The organism is Streptomyces sp. CA-243310, assembly GCF_050936775.1.
Taxonomy (GTDB): Bacteria; Actinomycetota; Actinomycetes; order Streptomycetales; family Streptomycetaceae; genus Streptomyces.
Map to the genome: position 1 here is coordinate 1379060 of NZ_JBNJMF010000001.1, position 15072 is coordinate 1394131.

16 protein-coding genes and 2 tRNA genes are annotated in these 15072 nt (G+C 72.0%); 10 read left to right on the plus strand and 8 right to left on the minus strand.

What is annotated here, in order from left to right; genetic code table 11:
- Nucleotides 1-34 precede the first annotated feature (34 nt).
- Nucleotides 35-108, plus strand: a tRNA-Met gene (locus tag ACQEVM_RS06575).
- A gap of 227 nt (nt 109-335) precedes the next feature.
- Nucleotides 336-2192, plus strand: a complete 1857-nt coding sequence (locus ACQEVM_RS06580) for a tetratricopeptide repeat protein (RefSeq protein WP_433075988.1) — start codon at nt 336-338, stop codon at nt 2190-2192.
- A 57-nt stretch (nt 2193-2249) separates the two neighbouring features.
- Here the strand turns inward: ACQEVM_RS06580 and ACQEVM_RS06585 are convergent, their stop codons facing one another.
- Nucleotides 2250-3326 (minus strand): FAD-dependent monooxygenase, encoded by a 1077-nt coding sequence (locus ACQEVM_RS06585; protein WP_433075990.1) that lies wholly within the window; start codon nt 3324-3326, stop codon nt 2250-2252.
- Nucleotides 3327-3433: 107 nt separating this feature from the next.
- Between ACQEVM_RS06585 and ACQEVM_RS06590 the strand changes: the two genes are divergently transcribed.
- Together ACQEVM_RS06590 and ACQEVM_RS06595 are read left to right on the plus strand one after the other, a co-directional pair.
- Nucleotides 3434-4030: a TetR/AcrR family transcriptional regulator gene (locus ACQEVM_RS06590; protein ID WP_433075992.1), complete on the plus strand. Its 597-nt coding sequence runs from the start codon at nt 3434-3436 to the stop codon at nt 4028-4030.
- A gap of 47 nt (nt 4031-4077) precedes the next feature.
- Nucleotides 4078-4151: transfer RNA gene (locus tag ACQEVM_RS06595), tRNA-Met, on the plus strand.
- Between the two features lie 136 nt (nt 4152-4287).
- On the opposite strand, the gene ACQEVM_RS06600 is transcribed toward ACQEVM_RS06595, so the two are convergent.
- A complete protein-coding gene (locus ACQEVM_RS06600) occupies nt 4288-4704 on the minus strand; it encodes a Fur family transcriptional regulator (protein ID WP_433075994.1) in 417 nt (138 codons plus the stop codon).
- A gap of 142 nt (nt 4705-4846) precedes the next feature.
- On the opposite strand from ACQEVM_RS06600, the gene ACQEVM_RS06605 reads away from it, so the two are divergent.
- Nucleotides 4847-6316 (plus strand): catalase, encoded by a 1470-nt coding sequence (locus ACQEVM_RS06605; protein WP_433075996.1) that lies wholly within the window; start codon nt 4847-4849, stop codon nt 6314-6316.
- Nucleotides 6317-6407: 91 nt separating this feature from the next.
- Here ACQEVM_RS06605 and ACQEVM_RS06610 read toward each other — a convergent pair whose 3' ends face one another.
- Together ACQEVM_RS06610 and hisN are read right to left on the minus strand one after the other, a co-directional pair.
- A complete protein-coding gene (locus tag ACQEVM_RS06610; protein WP_433075998.1) occupies nt 6408-6803 on the minus strand; it encodes a CBS domain-containing protein in 396 nt (131 codons plus the stop codon).
- Between the two features lie 255 nt (nt 6804-7058).
- On the minus strand, nt 7059-7871 hold the full coding sequence (gene hisN, locus ACQEVM_RS06615) for a histidinol-phosphatase (RefSeq protein WP_433076000.1): 813 nt from the start codon (nt 7869-7871) through the stop codon (nt 7059-7061).
- A gap of 137 nt (nt 7872-8008) precedes the next feature.
- Here hisN and ACQEVM_RS06620 point away from each other — a divergent pair, with 137 nt between their 5' ends.
- The gene (locus ACQEVM_RS06620) at nt 8009-8569 is read left to right on the plus strand and encodes a TetR/AcrR family transcriptional regulator (protein ID WP_433079847.1); all 561 of its coding nucleotides are present in this window, start codon (nt 8009-8011) and stop codon (nt 8567-8569) included.
- Here the strand turns inward: ACQEVM_RS06620 and ACQEVM_RS06625 are convergent.
- The 4 genes from ACQEVM_RS06625 to ACQEVM_RS06640 all read right to left on the minus strand — a co-directional run bounded on the left by ACQEVM_RS06625 (nt 8535) and on the right by ACQEVM_RS06640 (nt 12110).
- On the minus strand, nt 8535-8858 hold the full coding sequence (locus ACQEVM_RS06625) for a DMT family transporter (protein WP_433076002.1): 324 nt from the start codon (nt 8856-8858) through the stop codon (nt 8535-8537). The genes ACQEVM_RS06620 and ACQEVM_RS06625 overlap by 35 nt on opposite strands.
- Nucleotides 8859-8974: 116 nt before the next feature.
- Nucleotides 8975-9985, minus strand: a complete 1011-nt coding sequence (gene rsgA, locus ACQEVM_RS06630; RefSeq protein WP_433076004.1) for a ribosome small subunit-dependent GTPase A — start codon at nt 9983-9985, stop codon at nt 8975-8977.
- An 8-nt stretch (nt 9986-9993) separates the two neighbouring features.
- A complete protein-coding gene (gene aroA / locus ACQEVM_RS06635; protein WP_433076006.1) occupies nt 9994-11331 on the minus strand; it encodes a 3-phosphoshikimate 1-carboxyvinyltransferase in 1338 nt (445 codons plus the stop codon).
- Between the two features lie 65 nt (nt 11332-11396).
- Nucleotides 11397-12110 (minus strand): M50 family metallopeptidase, encoded by a 714-nt coding sequence (locus tag ACQEVM_RS06640; RefSeq protein ID WP_053676410.1) that lies wholly within the window; start codon nt 12108-12110, stop codon nt 11397-11399.
- Between the two features lie 53 nt (nt 12111-12163).
- Between ACQEVM_RS06640 and ACQEVM_RS06645 the strand changes: the two genes are divergently transcribed.
- The 4 genes from ACQEVM_RS06645 to rsrA all read left to right on the plus strand — a co-directional run bounded on the left by ACQEVM_RS06645 (nt 12164) and on the right by rsrA (nt 14978).
- The gene (locus ACQEVM_RS06645) at nt 12164-12979 is read left to right on the plus strand and encodes an SOS response-associated peptidase (protein ID WP_433076009.1); all 816 of its coding nucleotides are present in this window, start codon (nt 12164-12166) and stop codon (nt 12977-12979) included.
- 19 nt (nt 12980-12998) lie between these two features.
- Complete coding sequence (locus ACQEVM_RS06650; RefSeq protein ID WP_433076011.1) at nt 12999-13655, plus strand: alpha/beta hydrolase family protein; 657 nt, start codon at nt 12999-13001, stop codon at nt 13653-13655.
- Nucleotides 13656-14034: 379 nt separating this feature from the next.
- Nucleotides 14035-14679, plus strand: coding sequence for a sigma-70 family RNA polymerase sigma factor (locus ACQEVM_RS06655; protein WP_008741505.1), 645 nt, complete (start codon nt 14035-14037; stop codon nt 14677-14679).
- A complete protein-coding gene (gene rsrA / locus ACQEVM_RS06660) occupies nt 14676-14978 on the plus strand; it encodes a mycothiol system anti-sigma-R factor (protein WP_053676413.1) in 303 nt (100 codons plus the stop codon). The genes ACQEVM_RS06655 and rsrA overlap by 4 nt, the downstream gene beginning before the upstream one ends.
- Nucleotides 14979-15072 lie beyond the last annotated feature (94 nt).

Below are 15072 nucleotides of genomic sequence, written 5' to 3' on the forward strand. Positions count from 1 at the left end.
TCCGTCCCGCGTCGTGCTACTGTGGTTTCACCGACGCGGGGTGGAGCAGCTCGGTAGCTCGCTGGGCTCATAACCCAGAGGTCGCAGGTTCAAATCCTGTCCCCGCTACTGAAAACGAAGGCCCGGATCCCATGGGATCCGGGCCTTCGTCGTGTTCGCGACGGGGCGCGGACAGCACGCGTGACGAACGCGTGACAGACACGGGGTCGCTGGGGCGGGTGAGTTGGGGCAGGAGCGTGTTTGACTTGTCTCTCTGTGGGCATGTCGACAAAACGCTGTAGTGACCTCACTGGCTGCGACATACCAGGTGTACGCGGGTAGCAGGTGATGCGACGATGGGATTTATGGGGGACAGGTCAACTCTGCTGGAGACAGGGCGGTTTGTGAGGGCGGAGGCCGAGCCGGACACGGGAGCCGTTGAGGCGGCTCGCACCGTTGACGCGCAGACCGCACTGACCGATGCGGATTTCGCGGACGAAGCCTTCGGCGAAGCCGACGTGGCCAGTGACGCCGAGCTGGAAGCCCGGCACCGGGTGGCCGCCGACAAGGGCGACCCCGGCGCCATGAGCGTGCTCGGGGCGCTGCTGCTGCGCCGCGGCGACCTCGCCGGGGCCGAGCCGTACCTGCGCGGAGCCACCGGCGAGGGCGACCGGGCCGCCGCCAACAACCTCGGCGTGCTGCTTCACCAGCGGGGCTACCCCGAGGAGGCCGCCGGCTGGTGGCGCGTCGCCGCCGTGGCCGGATCCGCACCCGCCGCGCACGCCCTCGGCCGCTACTACCGCGAGCGGGGGGACGAGCCCGCCGCCGAGTACTGGCTGCGGCAGGCGGCGGAATCCGGCCACGCCCTGGGCGCGTACGGACTGGCCGACCTGCTGGAGCACCGCGGGGACCGGGGCGTCGAGCGCTGGTTCCGCGCGGCCGCCGAGCAGGGGCACCGCGAGGCCGCGTACCGACTGGCGCGGCACCTGCGCAAGGGCGACCCCGCCGAGGCCGAGCAGTGGTACCGGCAGGCCGCCGCGCGCGGACACCGCCGGGCCGCCCTGCACCTGGGCGCGCTGCTGGAGGCGCGGGGGGAACTCAAGGAGGCCGGGCGCTGGTACCTGACCTCCGCCAAGCAGGGGGAGGCCCGGGCGGCCTGCGCCCTGGGGTTCCTGCTGCGCGACGCGGGCGACGAGGACAGCGCGGCCGCCTGGTGGCACCGGGCCGCCCAGGACGGGGACGGCAACGCCGCCAACGCGCTCGGCGCGCTGCACGCCGCGCGCGGGGAGACCCAGACGGCCGAGAAGTGGTACCGGGCCGCCATGGACGCGGGCGACCAGAACGGGGCCTACAACCTCGCCCTGCTGTGCGCCGCGCAGGAGCGGACCGCGCAGGCCGAGCAGTGGTACCGGCGCGCGGCGTACGCGGGCCACCGCGAGGCGGCCAACGCGCTGGCCATCCTGCTGCTGCAGGGCGGTGACACCGAGGGCGCCGAGCCGTGGTTCTCCAAGGCGGCGGAGGCGGGCAGCGTGGACGCCGCCTTCAACCTGGGCATCCTCTTCGCCGGTCGGGACGAGGACCGCACCGCGCTGAAGTGGTACGAGCGGGCCGCTTCGGCGGGGCACACCGACGCGGCGTTGCAGGTGGGCATCGCCCTCGTGCGGGACGGCGAGGAGCGGGCCGCCGAACGCCACCTGCGGTGCGCGGCGGGCGGCGGCAGCGCGGAGGCGGCCTTCCGGCTGGCCTCGCTGCTGGAATCGCTGGCCCCGCCGCCGGAGCCGCCGGCCCTCGGCGAGTCCGCGGGCGGCGCCGCGCGCACCGAGAGCGAGGAGTGGTACGAGCGGGCCGCCGAACACGGGCACCGGCGGGCGCAGGTGCGCGTCGGGATGCTGGCCGCCGCGCGCGGCGATCTGGCGATGGCGGCGCGGTGGTACCGGGAGGCGGCCGAGGCCGGCTCCCGCAACGGGGCCTTCAACCTGGGGCTGTTGCTGGCACGGGAGGGCAACGAGCCGGAGGCCGCCCTGTGGTGGACGCGGGCGGCGGTGTCCGGACACGGCCGGGCCGCGCTGCGACTGGGGCTGCTGGCCGCGCGGCAGGGGGACCTGACGGAGGGGCAGAAGTGGTGCGTGCGGGCCATGGAGCTGGGGCCGGCGGAGGTCTCGGAACGGGCCGCCAGGCTGCGGGACGCGCTGGCCGAGGAACTCTCGGCCTGACTCGGCCGACCCGCCCGACCCGCCCGACCCCGAACGGCTGAGAGGCGCCGTTCGGGGTCAGCGGTAGAGCCATGACGTCGAGCGGGCGTACGCGTGGCGGAAGACGAGCGGCATCAGGGCGTCGTTGACGCGGCGTTGCAGGGTGCCCGGGGTCTTGGAGTCGCGGTTCGCACCGGCCGACCTGCCCATGCGGGCGGTCCGGGGGCGGCGCAGGCGGGTGTACGCGTCGAGGGCGGAGCGGACCGAGGGGGCCGAGGCCACGCATCCGGCCAGGGCCACCGCGTCCTCGACGGCCATCGAGGCGCCCTGCCCCGCGCCCACCGGGTGCGCGGCGTCCCCGATCAGCACCGTGCGGCCGTCGTGCCAGACGGGTACCTCTGCCATCCGGTGCATCGGCATCGCACGATCGACCCGTACCGCGGACGCCAGCATCTCCGACGGCCCGGCCTCCCCGGCGTACAGCTCCGCGAGCAGCGGCAGGGTCACCTCGGCGCTCTCCGGGGGCTCCGGCGAGGCCACCTGGGCCGACCACCAGACCGAGCCGTCCGACGCCGGGACGTACAGGAACGCCCCGCGCCGCCCGAACACCATGTGGTAGGTGTCCGGGTCGAGGTCCGGGCCCCGCGAGACCCCCGACACGCTGTAGAGCCCCGCGTACCGCGGGACCGGGGCCGTCGCCGACAGGGCGGGGCGGGACGCGGACCAGATGCCGTCCGCAGCCACCACCAGGTCCCCGTCCACGTCCGCGGCGCGGACCCGCTCGCCCGTGACGATCCGGGCGCCGGCGCTCACCGCCTCAGCCCGCAGGACCTCCACCAGGCGTCCGCGGAGCAGGGTCGTGCTGTGCAGGGTGTCGGAGGCGAGCCGGCCCCGGGGGACCTCGCCGAGGAGCTTCCCGGACGCCGACCACATCCGCTGGCGCGCCACCTGGAAACCGGCCGCGCGGACCGCGGGGAGGCAGCCCAGGGTCTCCAGGGCGCGCTGCCCGTTGACGGCCAGGCTGAGGAACGAGCCCACCATGCCGGCCGGGTCCTCGTAGGCCTCGTACACGGTGACCTCGGCGCCCGTGCGCCGGCGCAGGGCGACGGCGCTCGCGGCTCCGGCCACTCCGCCACCGATGACTGAGATGCGCATGACTGTGCCCTTCTCGCTGAATCTACATTCACTGAATCATTATTCGGTGAAACTCGATTCAGTATGATGACGGCGCAACGACGGAGTCAAGCGGCAAGGGGATCCCGGTGGGAGTGCGCAAGGAGCGGGCGGCCGGCACGGAGGCGGCGCTCAAGGAGGCCGCCCGAGGGCTGTTCCTGGAGCGGGGGTACGCCCAGACGAAGATCACCGACATCACCCGGGCGGCGGGACGCTCCACCGGTGCGTTCTACGAGCACTTCGCCGGCAAGGAGGAGCTGCTCCAAGCGCTGCTCGCGGACATGGGGGCCCAGGTCGACACGGCCGTGGGGGCCGAGGAGCACCCTCGGGAGCACGACCTCGCCGATCCCGCGCAGCTCCGTACGCACGTCGCCGCGAGTTGGGGGGTCTTCCGGGATCACCTGCCCGTCGTGGTGGCCCTCTTCCAGAAGTCCATGACCGAGCCCCCGGGTGCCGGTCGGGCGTGGGAGCGGCTGACGCGGGAGACGGGCCCGCTGCGTCGACACCTGGAGTACATGCGCGAGCAGGGTCGGCCGCTGCCCGGCGATCCCGGGCTCGTCGCGGCGGCCATGGGGTCGATGATCTCGATGCTCGGCTACGCGGCGATGACCGCCGGGGTCCCGCTCGACGACGACGAGGTGGTCGACACCCTCACCGCTCTTCTGTTGCGAGGGTTGGCCGGTTAACCGATTTGCATCTGCCGCGACGCCTCCCGTACAGTCGGGTTTACCGACGCGGGGTGGAGCAGCTCGGTAGCTCGCTGGGCTCATAACCCAGAGGTCGCAGGTTCAAATCCTGTCCCCGCTACTGAAGGTCGAAGGCCCGGATCCCATGGATCCGGGCCTTCGGTCGTTTCCGGATCGTTCCCGGATGGAAAGCGCGTCACGAACGAGCAGGGCCCGGAAGCGTCGTGCTTCCGGGCCCTCGTGCCGTTCGGGGTGGGTCAGGCGACCGCGCAGTTCGGGCAGACCCCTCGGTACGTCACCTCGACGGCGGAGACCACGAAGCCGAAGCGTTCGCCGGCGGGCAGGTCGGCCAGCGGGTCGCCGGCCGGGTGGACGTCGCGGATCGCGCCGCAGAGGGCGCAGACCAGGTGCTGGTGCGGCTGGTGCGCGTTCGGGTCGTACCGCTTGGCGCGGCGATCCGTGGACACCTCCAGGACCTCGCCGAGGGACACGAGCTCGCCCAAGGTGTTGTAGACGGTCGCCCGGGAGATCTCCGGCAGCCTGGTCACGGCCCGTGCGTGCACCTCGTCTGCCGTCAGGTGAACGTGGTCACCGTCGAGCACCTCGGCCACGACGCGCCGCTGTGCGGTCATGCGCCATCCGCGTCCGCGGAGTCGTTGCAGCAGGTCACTCATGGACGCCAGCCTAACAGCGCGGGGACTCCGTGTAACTCCCGAACGAGTGCGAGATTGGATGCTTGCTTGACTTGGACAATGTCCATTGTAGGATCGAGTACGGCACGGCCCGAAGGTGGGTCGAGGGCAGGACGAGGCAGGAATGACGCAGGAGGCGCACGTGACGCAGGGACCGCTCACCACGGAGGCCGGGGCTCCGGTCGCGGACAACCAGAACAGCGAGACCGCCGGCATCGGCGGGCCCGTCCTGGTCCAGGACCAGCTCCTGCTGGAGAAGCTCGCGCACTTCAACCGCGAGCGGATCCCGGAGCGTGTGGTGCACGCCCGCGGCGCCGGCGCCTACGGCACCTTCACGCTCACCCGCGACGTCTCGCAGTGGACCCGGGCGAAGTTCCTGTCCGAGGTCGGCAAGGAGACCGAGACGTTCCTGCGCTTCTCCACCGTCGCGGGCAACCTCGGCAGCGCCGACGCGGTGCGCGACCCCCGCGGCTGGGCGTTGAAGTTCTACACCGAAGAGGGCAACTACGACCTCGTCGGCAACAACACCCCGGTGTTCTTCATCAAGGACGCCATCAAGTTCCCCGACTTCATCCACACCCAGAAGCGCGACCCGTACACGGGCTCGCAGGAAGCCGACAACGTGTGGGACTTCTGGGGCCTGAGCCCCGAGTCGACCCACCAGGTCACCTGGCTCTTCGGCGACCGCGGCATCCCGGCCTCCTACCGCCACATGAACGGCTTCGGCTCGCACACGTTCCAGTGGAACAACGAGGCCGGCGAGGTCTTCTGGGTCAAGTACCACTTCAAGACCGACCAGGGCATCAAGAACCTCACCCAGGACGAGGCCAACCGGCTCGCCGGCGAGGACCCCGACTCGCACCAGCGCGACCTGCGCGAGGCCATCGAGCGCGGCGACTTCCCGTCCTGGACCGTCCAGGTCCAGATCATGCCCGCGGCCGAGGCGGCCGGGTACCGCTTCAACCCGTTCGACCTCACCAAGGTGTGGCCGCACGCGGACTACCCGCTGATCGAGATCGGCAAGCTTGAGCTCAACCGCAACCCGGAGAACGTCTTCGCCGAGGTCGAGCAGAGCATCTTCAGCCCGGCCCACTTCGTCCCCGGCATCGGCCCCTCCCCGGACAAGATGCTCCAGGGCCGTCTCTTCGGCTACGGCGACGCCCACCGCTACCGCGTCGGCATCAACGCCGACCACCTGCCGGTGAACCGCCCGCACGCCACCGAGGCGCGCACCCACTCCCGTGACGGCCACCTGTACGACGGCCGCCACAAGGGCGCGAAGAACTATGAGCCGAACAGCTTCGGCGGCCCGCACCAGATCGACCGTCCGCTGTGGCAGTCGGTTCCCCTCACGGGCGGCACGGGCAACCACCCGGCCGCGGTGCACGGCGAGGACAACGACTTCGTCCAGGCCGGCAACCTCTACCGCCTCTACTCGGAGGACGAGAAGACCCGGCTGATCGAGAACCTGTCCGGGTTCATCGCCAAGGTCTCGCGCGACGACATCGTCGAGCGCGCGATCGACAACTTCCGCCAGGCGGACGGCGACTTCGGCAAGCGGCTGGAAGCCGCGGTCCAGGCCCTTCGCGGCTGACGCACCGCTTGTCGTGGCGAAAGACGGGCCGGCGCTCCCTCGGGAGGGCCGGCCCGTCGGCGTATCGCCGACGGGCCCCGGCCCGCGAGGGTTACGCCGGTACGGCGCTGCGCCGGACCGGCGCCCAGCAGCGGATGACGTCGCGGACGGACACGATGCCCACGGGGCCACCGTCCTCCAGCACGATCAGATGCCGGAAACCGCCGTGCGCCATGGCCTCGGCGGCCTCCTGCACGGTCGCCTCCGGGGTGCAGAACACGACGTTGTTGGTGGTGTGCGCACCCACGGACTCACGGTCGGGATCGTGTCCCGCGCCGATCGAGTTGAGGACGTCGCGCTCGGTCAGGATGCCGATTCCACTGTGGTCGGGGTCGAGGACGACGGCCGCGCCCACGCGTCGGCCGGACATCAGGCAGGCCGCCTGACGGAGGGTGTGCGCGGGTCCGAGGGTGAGGATCACGGTGCTCATGGCGTCACGGACGAGCATGAAGGGAGCCACCTCCTGGGTGATTCCCCCGCTCGGGTGGGTGCGCGAGGCGGAGGCCGTGCGAGGTCGCACTTCGAGAAGGCCTTCACAAGCGCACAAGCGGGGGGATCCTCAGATTCCCACGAACACGGAGGGTCATCAAGAGGGCGCGTTCGGCACGCGCGGGCGCATCCGCCGGTACGGGGCGCGCCCGGCCCCGGTCACGGGGACCGGGGAGGTCCGAATCCGGCTTCCGGCCGACCCCCTCCCCGGACCTCAGGCACGCGGGCGCAGGTGCGCCAGCATCTCCTCGTGGAGCAGACCGTTCGAGGCGGCGGCGTTCCCGCCGTGCACGCCCTCGGCCCCGTCCAGGTCGGTGAACCGGCCGCCGGCCTCCTGGACCACGACCGCCAGGGCGGCCATGTCCCACAGGCTCAACTCCGGCTCCGCGCACAGGTCGATCGAGCCCTCCGCGACCATCATGTAGGGCCAGAAGTCGCCGTAGCCGCGGGTGCGCCAGCAGGCGCGCGACAGGTCCAGGAAGCCGGGCAGTCGGCCCTGCTCCTCCCAGCCGCTCAGCGAGGAGTAGGCGAAGGAGGCGTCGTCCAGCGTCGCGACCTTCGACACCCCGAGCCGCGTGGTCTCGCCCAGCGCGCCGCCCGCGAAGGCGCCGCCGCCCTGCGCCGCCCACCAGCGGCGGCCCAGCGCCGGCGCGGAGACCACGCCGACCACGGGACGGAAGGCCCCGTCGGTGTCCTCGGGATCCTGCGCCATCAGGGAGATCAGCGTCGCCCAGACCGGAACACCGCGCACGTAGTTCTTGGTGCCGTCGATGGGATCCACGACCCAACGGCGCGGACCCTCGCCCTCCAGTCCGTACTCCTCGCCCAGGATCGCGTCGCCGGGGCGGGCGGCCAGGATCCCGGCCCGGACGATCTCCTCGGCGGCCTTGTCGGCCTCGCTCACCGGGGTCATGTCCGGCTTCGTCTCGACCAGCAGGTCGAGGGCTCGGAAGCGCTGCATCGTGGCGGCGTCCGCCGCGTCGGCGAGCTGAAGGGCAAGGCGGAGGTCATCGTCATACTCGGGCATGGTCGAACAGTATCGAGACTGTCGCGGCCCGGCGAACGCCGTCCACGGTACGGCCGAGAGGCGCCCTTGACAGGATCTGTCGACCCGTCAAGTCTGGCCGGAGAGCCAATCGGGTGAGCCAATCGGGGGAGGCGTCGATGCCGGCGGCCCGGGAATCCTTGCTGGAAGCGGCCGGAGCGGCGCTGTCCGCGCGCCCCTGGCCCGCCGTGCGGATGGTCGACGTGGCGGCCGCCGCCGGGGTGTCCCGACAGACCCTCTACAACGAGTTCGGCGGCAAGGCCGGGCTGGGCCGGGCCCTGGTCCGCCGCGAGGCCGACTGGTACCTCGACGGCGTGGACCGGACCCTGGCCACCCAGGCGGGCACCACCGACCGGCTCGCGGGAGTGGCCGAGTGGACCGTACGGGCCGCCCGCGCGCGCCCCCTGGTCCAGGCCCTGCTGACCGGCTCGTGGAACGGGAACCTGCCGGCGCCGCCCGGACGCGGGTCCCGACCGGGCGTTCCCGCGCTCGGCCCGGGAGAACTGATCCGCGCGGTCCGCGACCGGGCCTCCGCCGCGCTCACGCCGGAAACGGCGGGGCGGTGCGAACTCGTCGTACGGCTCGCGCTGTCCTACGTGATCGCCCCGGGGGAGGAGCCGGGCACCGGAGAACTGCTGCGCCTGGTCAGTGCGCCGAACCGGACAGCTGAAGTCCGATGACGCCGAGGATGACCAGCGAGATCGAGACGAGCTTGAGGGTGGACACCAGGTCGCCCAGGAAGACCATGCCGTAGATCGCGGTCCCGGCCGCCCCGATGCCCGTCCACACCGCGTACGCCGGACCCACGTCGAGCTTCTTCAGCGCGAGCGTCAACAGACCGAAGCTGCCCAGCGCGAAACAGGCGAAGGCGATGGTCGGCCACAGACGGGTGAAACCGTGGGACAGCTTGAGGCAGACCGCGAAGCCCGTTTCCAGGATTCCGGCGGCCACGACCAGCAGCCACGCCATGGCGTACGCCTCCCCGCGTCATGTGACATCGCGTCACTTGGTGCGAACAAGCATTTATCCCGACCGGTGCTCCCACAAACCCGGCCCGCCGCCGGACGGCCGGGCCGCCGACCGGCTCAGTCGCCGTCGCGGCGCTCCCGCGTCTCCAGCAGGCGGCGCAGCGAGTACAGCCGGGCCGGGTCAGCATGGCCGTCCTCGACCCACTTGTCGAGCGCGCAGTCCGGCTCGTCGTGGCTGCACGCGCGCGGGCACCCCTCGGTACCGGGGACCAGTTCGGGGAAGGCCAGGATCACCCGGGACGGGTCCACGTGGTGCAGACCGAACGAGCGCACACCCGGGGTGTCGATCACCCAGCCGTCGCCCGAGGGCAGCGGCAGCGCGAGCGCCGAGGTGGTGGTGTGCCGGCCGCGGCCGGTCACCGCGTTCACGTGGCCGGTGGCGCGCCGGCGGTCCGCCGCGACGAGCGAGTTGACCAGGGTGGTCTTGCCGACGCCCGAGTGGCCGACGAAGGCCGTGATCCGGCCGTTCAGGCGCTCGCGCACCCGCTCCGCCGCGTCGCCCGTCGCCAGCTCCTCGCGGTTGGTGACCACGTAGTTCAGGCCGAAGGTCGAGTAGATCTCCAGGATCTTGTCGGCGGACGTCAGGTCGGACTTGGTGAGCACCAGCAGCGGCTCCAGCCCGGCGTCGTACGCCGCCACCAGGCAGCGGTCGATCATCCGGGGCCGCGGCTCCGGATCGGCCAGGGCCGTGACGATGGCCAGCTGGTCCGCGTTCGCGACGACCACCCGCTCGTACGGGTCGTCGTCGTCCGCGGTGCGCCGCAGGACGGACCTGCGCTCCTCGATCCGCACGATCCGGGCGAGGGTGTCCTTCTTGCCGGACAGGTCACCGACGATCCAGACCCGGTCGCCGACCACCGCCGCCTTGCGGCCCAGCTCGCGCGCCTTCATCGCGTGCACCGTGCGGTCCTCGACCAGGCAGGTCAACCGGCCGCGGTCCACGGTCAGGACGAAGCCCTCCGAGGCGTCCTCGTGCTTGGGGCGGATGGTCGTACGCGGCCGATTGCCCTTGCGGTTCGGGCGGGAGCGGATGTCGTCCTCGTCGGTGTTCTTGCCGTACCTGCGCATGACGGGCCCTACGCTCCCGTTCCCGCGAGCATGTCTGTCCACATCCTGGGGAAGTCCGGCAGGGTCTTCGCGGTCGTCGCCACGTTCTCGATCAGCACGCCCTCCACCGCCAGACCGATCACCGCGCCCGCGGTGGCCATTCGGTGGTCGTCGTAGGTGTGGAAGACACCGCCGTGCAGCGGGCGCGGGCGGATGTGCAGACCGTCGGCGGTCTCGGTGACGTCGCCGCCGAGCCCGTTGATCTCGGCGGTCAGCGCGGCCAGCCGGTCCGTCTCGTGCAGCCGCAGGTGCCGGACACCGCGCAGGATCGACTCGGAGTCGGCCAGCGCCGCCACCGCCGCGATGCCCGGGGTCAGCTCGCCGACCTCGCCCAGGTCCACGTCGATGCCGTGGATCTTCCCGGTGCCGGTGAAGACCAGACCCGCGTCGGTCAGCTCACAGGAACCGCCCATCTCCGTGAAGATGCGGCGCAGCGCGTCGCCGGGCTGCGTGGTGCGGCGCGGCCAGTCGGGGATGGTGACCGTGCCGCCGGTGATCAGCGCCGCCGCCATGAAGGGCTGCGCGTTCGACAGGTCGGGCTCCACCACCATGTCGCGGCCCAGGAGCGCGCCGGGCGCCACCCGCCACACGTCCTTCTCGCCGCCGGCCTCAGGGGTGTCCACCTGGGCGCCCGCCGCGCGCAGCATCTCCACCGTCATCCGGATGTGCGGCATCGACGGCAGGGTCGAACCGATGTGCCGGACCTCGACGCCCTGGTTGAACCGCGGCGCGGACAGCAGCAGCGCCGAGACGAACTGGGAGGAGTTGGAGGCGTCGATCTCGACCGTGCCGCCCTCCAGGGCCCCGCCGCCCTGCACGGTCAGGGGCAGCGCGCCCCGGCCGTCGTCGTCGATGCGGGCCCCGAGGACGCGCAGCGCGTTGATGACCTCGCCCAGCGGGCGTTCGTAGGAACGCGGGTCGCCGTCGAAGCGGATGTCGCCGCCGGCCAGGGTGGCCACGGGCGGCAGGAAGCGCATGACCGTGCCCGCGTTGCCGACGTCGACGGTGGCCGGGCCGTGCAGCGCGGCCGGGATGACCCGCCACGCCTCGCCGCTGTCACCGTCGGCGGAGCTGGAGGAGACGGTCTCCTCGATGCCGACGCCCATCGCGCGCAGGGCGTCCGACATCAGCTGCGAGTCGCGCGAGCGCAGCGGGCGGCGCACCCAGCCCGGCTCGGAGGCCAGCGCGGCGAGCACCAGGGCCCGGTTGGTGACCGATTTGGAACCCGGCACGGTGACGGTGGCGTGGACGGTGCCGTCCGCGAGCGGAGCGGGCCAGAGGGCGTGGAGCGCGGGGGTCTCGGTCATGGCCTCCACTTTAGTGGCTCCGCCCGTACCCGGATCTTGATCGCCGGCCGGTCGTCGTCCCCGTCTCAGAGGGCGAGAAGCCAGCGCCCGCCGCCGATCAGCGAACACAGCGCGACGGCGTGGAACATCAGCAGCCAGACGACCGGGTGCACGTGCGTGAGCCGACCGAGCTGGTCCGCGTCCGAGTCCGGGGCTCCACCGTTCCTCCGCTTGGCCTGGAGCTCGAACACCGGCCGGACCCCGCCCAACAGCAGGAACCACACCACCCCGTACGCGAACATCGCCTGGACCTCGGCCGGGGCCAGCCAGGACACCAGGACGAAGCCGGCGCCGGTCAGCACCACCGTGAGCAGCCCGTAGGCGTTCCGGATCATCACCAGCATCGCCACCAGCAGCGCGGTCGCCGCCCAGAGCAGCAGCGTGATCCGGTGCGCCGAGAGCAGTGCCGCCCCGCCGAGCCCGAGCAGCGAGGGCGCCGTGTACCCGGCGGCCGCCGTCAGGACCATGCCGAGCCCGGTCGGCCGACCCCGGCTGACGGTCACCCCGCTGGTGTCCGAGTGCAGCCGGATCCCGTCGAGCCGGCGTCCGGTCAGCAGCGCGAGCAGCCCGTGACCGCCCTCGTGCGCGATGGTGATCGCGTTGCGGGAGATCCGCCACACCGGGCGGGGCGCCACGGCGGCCAGGGCGACGACCCCGGTCGCTATCACCAGCCACAGCTCGGGCTCGGGCTGTATGCCGGTGAGCCGGTCCCAGAGACCGGCCGTCGTGATGCTGTCCATGGAGTGGCGGACTCCTTGCGGTGGTGGGCGGGTGTCGTGGCAGTGTTGCAGGCATGTGCGGAAGGTATGCAGCGAGTCGGGCGCCGGAGGATCTGGCGGGGATCTTCGGCGTCGAGAAGTGGGAGCCCGAGGAGTCCCTGGCACCCGACTGGAACGTGGCGCCGACGAAAGAGGTCCACATCGTCCTCGACCGTCCCTTGAAGGACGCGCCGAGCCCGCGTCCGGTTCGACAGCTGCGGGTGGTGAAGTGGGGGCTGGTCCCCTCCTGGGCCAAGAACCCCGAGGGTGCGGCCCGAATGATCAACGCCCGCGCCGAGACCCTCGCGGAGAAGCCGTCCTTCCGCCGCCCCTTCGCCCAGCGCCGCTGCATCATCCCCGCCGACGGCTACTACGAGTGGGTCACCGCCCACGACGAGCGCCAGTTGGAGGTCGAGGGGAAGAAGAAGCGGGCCCGCAAGCAGCCCTACTTCGTGCTGCCCTCCGACGGCGCCGTCTTCGCGATGGCCGGGATCTACGAGTTCTGGCGCGATCGGACCCTGCCCGACGAGCATCCGGCGGCCTGGTGGGTGACCTGCTCGGTCATCACCACCGAGGCCGAGACCGGACCGCTGGGGGTGGCCCCCGCCGACGGGCCCCGGTCGCTCTCCGACATCCACCCCCGCATGCCGCTGATGCTGACCCCGGACAAGTGGGACCCCTGGCTGGACCCGGCGCGCACCGACCCCGACGAGCTCCAGGCGCTGCTCGCGCCGCCGCCCGGCGGGCTCATGAGGGCGTACGCGGTGTCCACCGCCGTCAGCAGCGTGCGCAACAACGGCCCCGAGCTGCTGGAGGAACGGGCCGCGCCGGAGGAGGAGACCCTCTTCTGACCCGGGCAGGATGGGGCGCATGACCACGCGTACCGAGAGCGTCCCGACGCCTGCGGGCGAGGCCCGCATCACCTGGCACCCCGCCACCGCCGGGAAGGCCCGGCTCGTGCTCGCCGTGAGCCACGGCGCCGGCGGCGGGATCGAGGCCCGGGACCTGCGGGCGCTGGCCGCCGTCCTGCCGGCCCGCGGGATCACCGTGGCCCTGGTCGAGCAGCCCTGGCGGGTCGCCGGGAAGAAGGTCGCCGCCGCTCCCAAGGTGCTCGACGAGGGCTGGCGCGGGCTGTGGCCGGCGCTGACCCGGCCCGGACCGCCCGTGGTGGCCGGCGGGCGCAGCGCCGGGGCCAGGGTGGCCTGCCGGACCGCAGCCGAGCTGGGCGCGGCCGGGGTGCTGGCCCTGGCGTTCCCGCTGCACCCGCCGGGCCGGCCCGAGAAGTCCCGGGCCGAGGAGCTGCTGGGGGCCGGCCGGCCCACTCTGGTGGTCCAAGGCGGCCGGGATCCTTTCGGCCGGCCCGAGGAGTTTCCCGAGCCGGCCGGGGACGATCCGTACGAACTCGTCGCGGTGGAGCACGGCGACCACGGGTTCGCCGTGCCGAAGAGGGCCGACCGGACCCAGGAGCAGACCCTCGACGTGATCACCGGGGCCGTCGCGGGGTGGCTGGGACGGCTGTCGCAGTGAGCCCTCGGACGGCTGCCGACCGAGGCCCCCGGCGGCCGGCGACGCGAGCCGCGGGCCCGACCTGACGGATTCCCGCGTGATCCGGATCACGCGCCCCTCGGAGCCGACCTGACGGATCCGGGAAACCCCACAGGCCCCGGGAATGCCGGGCCCGGGCCGTCTGTTGTGCCGAATGTCGGTACGTACGGGAAGTTCGTCGGAGGAGAGGGAGCGCATGACCCAGGTCATCAGCCAGAACCGTCCGCAGGCCGCTGACCTGGACTGGACGGTGCTGCCTGCTCCCAAGCGCGGGACGCTTCGGGCGGCGGAGGGCCGGGAAGGTCGACTATTCTCCGATTCGAGCGGATCCGCTTTCGGAGCCGCCACGCTGTCGGAGGAGGTGGGTCCTGTCGCCGGGACCGACGAAGGCCACGCGGAGGAGACGACCCCGGAGCGCAACGCGCGCTTCGAGCGGGACGCCCTCGGCTACCTCGACCAGATGTACTCCGCCGCGCTGCGCATGACGCGCAACCCGGCCGACGCCGAGGACCTGGTCCAGGAGACGTACGCGAAGGCGTACGCGTCGTTCCACCAGTTCCGCGAGGGCACCAACCTCAAGGCATGGCTCTACCGCATCCTGACGAACACGTTCATCAACTCCTACCGCAAGAAGCAGCGCGAACCGCAGCGCAGTGCGGCGGAGGAGATCGAGGACTGGCAGTTGGCGCGCGCCGAGTCGCACATGTCGACGGGCCTTCGGTCCGCCGAATCGCAGGCGCTCGACCACCTGCCCGACTCGGATGTGAAGGAAGCGCTCCAGGCCATTCCGGAGGAGTTCCGCATCGCGGTCTATCTCGCCGACGTGGAGGGCTTTGCGTACAAGGAGATCGCGGACATCATGGGTACACCCATCGGTACGGTCATGTCCCGACTGCACCGTGGGCGCCGTCAACTCCGCGGAATGCTGGAGGACTACGCCCGTGAGCGCGGGCTGGTCCCCGCCGGTGCCGGAGAGTCGAACGACCTGAAAGGCTCGGGCTCATGAGCTGCGGAGAGCCGCACGAGACGGAGTGCGCAGAGGTCCTGGATCATCTTTACGAGTTCCTGGACCACGAGATGCCCGACAGTGACTGCACGAAGTTCGAGACACACTTCGGCGAGTGCAATCCCTGTCTTGAGAAGTACGGCCTCGAACAGGCCGTGAAGAAGCTGGTCAAGCGCTGCTGCGGCTCGGACGACGTGCCGACCGATCTGCGCTCGAAGGTGATGGGACGGATCGAGCTGATCCGTTCGGGACAGGCCGTGCCCGACCACGACGTCACGGCCGATCCCGCGACGGGCTGATCGAACTCGTTCGTTTCCCGGTCACCCGGGATTCGCCGGCCGCGCCTTTCCGAACAACCGCCCCCGGTCGTTCCCTTCGTTCACTCGAAGGTGC